General features: G+C 45.3%; 3 protein-coding genes. 2 read left to right on the top strand and 1 reads right to left on the bottom strand.

Annotated elements, in window-relative coordinates:
• Positions 1-105: 105 nt before the first annotated feature.
• On the bottom strand, positions 106-978 hold the full coding sequence (gene rsmI, locus QT974_RS30625; RefSeq protein ID WP_333472145.1) for a 16S rRNA (cytidine(1402)-2'-O)-methyltransferase: 873 nt from the start codon (positions 976-978) through the stop codon (positions 106-108).
• A gap of 50 nt (positions 979-1,028) precedes the next feature.
• Between rsmI and QT974_RS30620 the strand changes: the two genes are divergently transcribed.
• Both QT974_RS30620 and QT974_RS30615 read left to right on the top strand, forming a co-directional pair.
• A complete protein-coding gene (locus tag QT974_RS30620) occupies positions 1,029-1,892 on the top strand; it encodes a sugar kinase (protein WP_333472144.1) in 864 nt (287 codons plus the stop codon).
• A gap of 269 nt (positions 1,893-2,161) precedes the next feature.
• Complete coding sequence (locus QT974_RS30615) at positions 2,162-3,292, top strand: cupin-like domain-containing protein (RefSeq protein WP_333472143.1); 1,131 nt, start codon at positions 2,162-2,164, stop codon at positions 3,290-3,292.
• Positions 3,293-3,381 lie beyond the last annotated feature (89 nt).

The raw sequence follows: 3,381 nt of genomic DNA, 5'->3' as shown, positions 1-3,381 counted from the left end.
ATTGCATAGAAATGTTAAAGCTGTTTGATCGTTCGGAATGCGAGTCCGCATCCAAGAAAGGACTCGCATTCCGAACGCTCGAACCTATTTGATATTCACAAGTCATTAAGCGAGTTGTTCGGGTGATTCGTTGTCGTCAAGTGTGAGGGCTAATTGGTAGATTTGGCGGCGGGGGAGAGATGTTTGTTGCGCGAGTTGGCGGCTGGCTTGAGAACGACTTATGCCTTCTGCGATTAATGTTTGCAATTCCGCTTTGATGGCGTCTTCTGAGAAAATTGGTGCGTCTGTTTGCAGCCCGCCAATTATTAGAGTAAATTCTCCTTGGGGTTCGCGTGTGGTGTAAAGTTCGATCGCACTTTCGATACTACCGCGCCAAAACTCTTCGTGCATTTTGGTCAACTCCCGCGCCAGCACAATCTGTCTGTCGCTTCCCAAGGTGTTTGCTAAATCTTGTAAAGTTTGCCGCAATCGATGCGGAGATTCGTATAAGATAATAGTACGCGATTCTATTTGCAAACTTTCTAAACTCCGCTGGCGTTCTTGACCTTTGACAGGCAAGAATCCTTCAAATACAAATCTATCTGTGGGTAATCCCGAAGCACTAATCCCGACAATGCAGGCGCTCGGCCCGGGAATTGGAATAATGTTAATATTAGCATCCGCGCAAGCTTTGACTAATTCGTATCCGGGGTCAGAAATTCCCGGCATTCCGGCGTCAGTGACGAGGGCGATAGTTTTTCCTAACAGCAGTTTGTCGATTAATTCGGGGAGTCGCTGCTGTTGGTTGTGTTCGTGATAGCTGATTTGGGGCGTTTTGATTTGAAAGTGGTGTAAAAGTTTGCCTGTGTGGCGCGTGTCTTCGGCGGCGATGAAGTCTGCTGCTTGCAAAATTCGGATGGCGCGATATGTCATATCTTCGAGATTGCCGATCGGCGTTCCGACAATGTACAGTGTTCCTGTATTGGGATTTGGCTGCATTTTAAGATTCTTTTATTTTTAACCGCAGATGAACGCGGATTCACGCAGATATGAAGACTGGATTGTTTTTGGGATTGGCGACTTTAGATTTAGTTTATTTAGCAGAGAAGCCTCCGGGGGAAAATCAGAAGGTTGTTGCTGTTGATTCTACCATTGCTGCGGGCGGGCCGGCGACAAATGCTGCGGTAGCTTTTAGCGGTTTGGGGAATGCGGCGGTGTTGGCGGGGGTTTTGGGCACTCACGCGATCGCCCAATTAATCCGTGCAGACTTAGCGGAGTATAATGTGACGGTAATCGATTTGCAGCCCGGGCGATCGCACTCGCCGCCAGTCTCTTCGATTATCGTAACTCAACAAACGGGCGATCGGGCAGTAATCTCAGTGAATGCTACTAAATCCCAGGTTGACAGCCAAGCAATTAACCAGGATATTTTAACATCAGTTAATATCATACTGTTTGACGGACATCAAATCGCAGCCAGCCAAGAAATTGCTCAACTCGCCCAATCAAAAAACATTCCAATCGTCCTCGATGGTGGCAGTTGGAAACCCGGATTAGAAAAAATCTTGCCCTTCGTTGAATGGGCCGTGTGTTCGGATAACTTTCATCCGCCCGACTGTTACAATTCCGAACAAGTCTTTGCTTATCTCTCAGCAGCCGGAATACCCAACATTGCCATCACGCGCGGCGAAAAACCAATTCAATACTTCAGCAAAGGCAGTTTCGGTAGTTTAGAAGTGCCTCAAATACAAGCCGCAGACACATTAGGCGCCGGCGATATTTTTCACGGCGCTTTTTGTCACTACATTTTACAAAAAAACTTTACAAACGCCCTAAGCGCCGCAGCTAAGACAGCTTCCGATTCCTGCAAATATTTCGGAACCCGCCAATGGATAAAAAATCTGCAACCTTAACTTAAAATTAACAAAAAAATCCGGACAAAAGCGATCGCACCCAGAAAAATCAAACAGCCAACACTCGTTAAGCTAAAATAGTTATAGCAACCCTTTCAAAACTTGTGAACTCCTCTCCTCTCTTGCTAGCGCTTGCGCGCCGCTTCGCTAACGCGCCCTTTGCGTCTTCGCGGTTCGTAAAAAAAAAAATCACAAATCCAACCAGATTGCTATATTAGTTAAGCAACTTCAAGCAAAACAAAACCACTCCAAAACAAAACACTCCAATCATGCCGGAAACTCAACCCCTAACCATCACACTTCCCCCCTTGCGGATTACCCTCACAGAAGAACAACAGGTTAATCTAGAATGGCTGACGCAAAACTTGCCTAATCTACTCGCAGCAGCGCCAAGCAAACCAGAAGTCCCCGACAACCTAAAACAGTGGGTAGCAGCCAACAAATTATTAAATCTACCCGATGCAGACATCATTCAAGGCTTAATAAATACAGGCATTGATGCCGAAACAGCAACCGCAGAAGTTGCCAAAATATCCTCTCATCCGTACTTCCAAGCAGGCAGCCATTACGTGCAGCTATTGCAGAAACTAGAATCGCAACTCAGCATCAACAATCAATTAGCAGCCCTCTCTTCCAAATTTGGCACAATCGAACGCAAAAGCAGCCTTTCCAGAGAATATTTTCTAGAGAATTACTACGCCAAAAATACTCCAGTAATTATCACCAACATCATGCACAACTGGAAAGCATTACAGTTGTGGACGCCAGAGTATTTGCAGGAAAAATACGGCGATGCTGCGGTGGAAATTCAAGCCAACCGTAACTCCGACCCGGATTACGAAATTAAGGTACACAATCACAAAAAAACAGTTTTCTTCCGCGAGTATATAGATATGGTCGTCAACGGTGGCCCCAGCAACGACTGCTACATGGTTGCTAACAATCAAACTCTAGAAAGAGAAGAGTTTAAATCCCTATTCAACGACTTTGAAATTTTCCCAGAATACCTGACTCCCGACGATACAAAAGGTAGAGTTTTCTTTTGGTTTGGCCCCAAAGGTACAATTACACCGCTACATCACGACCCGGTTAACTTAGTGTTAGCACAAGTATCCGGACGCAAACTAATTAAATTGATTGCGCCCCAGCAAACGCCTCTGCTTTACAATCACGTCGGAGTTTTCAGCAAGGTTGACGGCGAAAATCCCGACTATGACAAATATCCGCTTTACAGAGATGCGAAAATCATTGAGGTGATTTTGGAACCTGGAGAAGTTATCTTTATTCCTGTCGGTTGGTGGCATCACGTAAAATCGCTGGATGTGAGTATTTCGGTTTCGTTTACTAATTTTGTGTTTCCCAATTATTACGAATGGAAATATCCTCATATTAATTGGTAATTATCAACCGGGAAAATACAATTCGCGACTACACATACAAAGTCAACGTAGGGTGCGCAGTGCGCACCTTACCTGGTAATTATCAACCG

The organism is Microcoleus sp. BM001215392, from assembly GCF_036700185.1.
GTDB lineage: Bacteria > Cyanobacteriota > Cyanobacteriia > Cyanobacteriales > Microcoleaceae > Microcoleus.
This window is presented reverse-complemented; position numbering and strand designations above follow the sequence as displayed.

Bases quoted from the DNA above. Each gene is read 5' to 3' on its own strand.
- rsmI (WP_333472145.1), bottom strand. From the start codon at position 978: ATGCAGCCAAATCCCAATACAGGAACACTGTACATTGTCGGAACGCCG.
- QT974_RS30620 (WP_333472144.1), top strand. From the start codon at position 1,029: ATGAAGACTGGATTGTTTTTGGGATTGGCGACTTTAGATTTAGTTTAT.
- QT974_RS30615 (WP_333472143.1), top strand. From the start codon at position 2,162: ATGCCGGAAACTCAACCCCTAACCATCACACTTCCCCCCTTGCGGATT.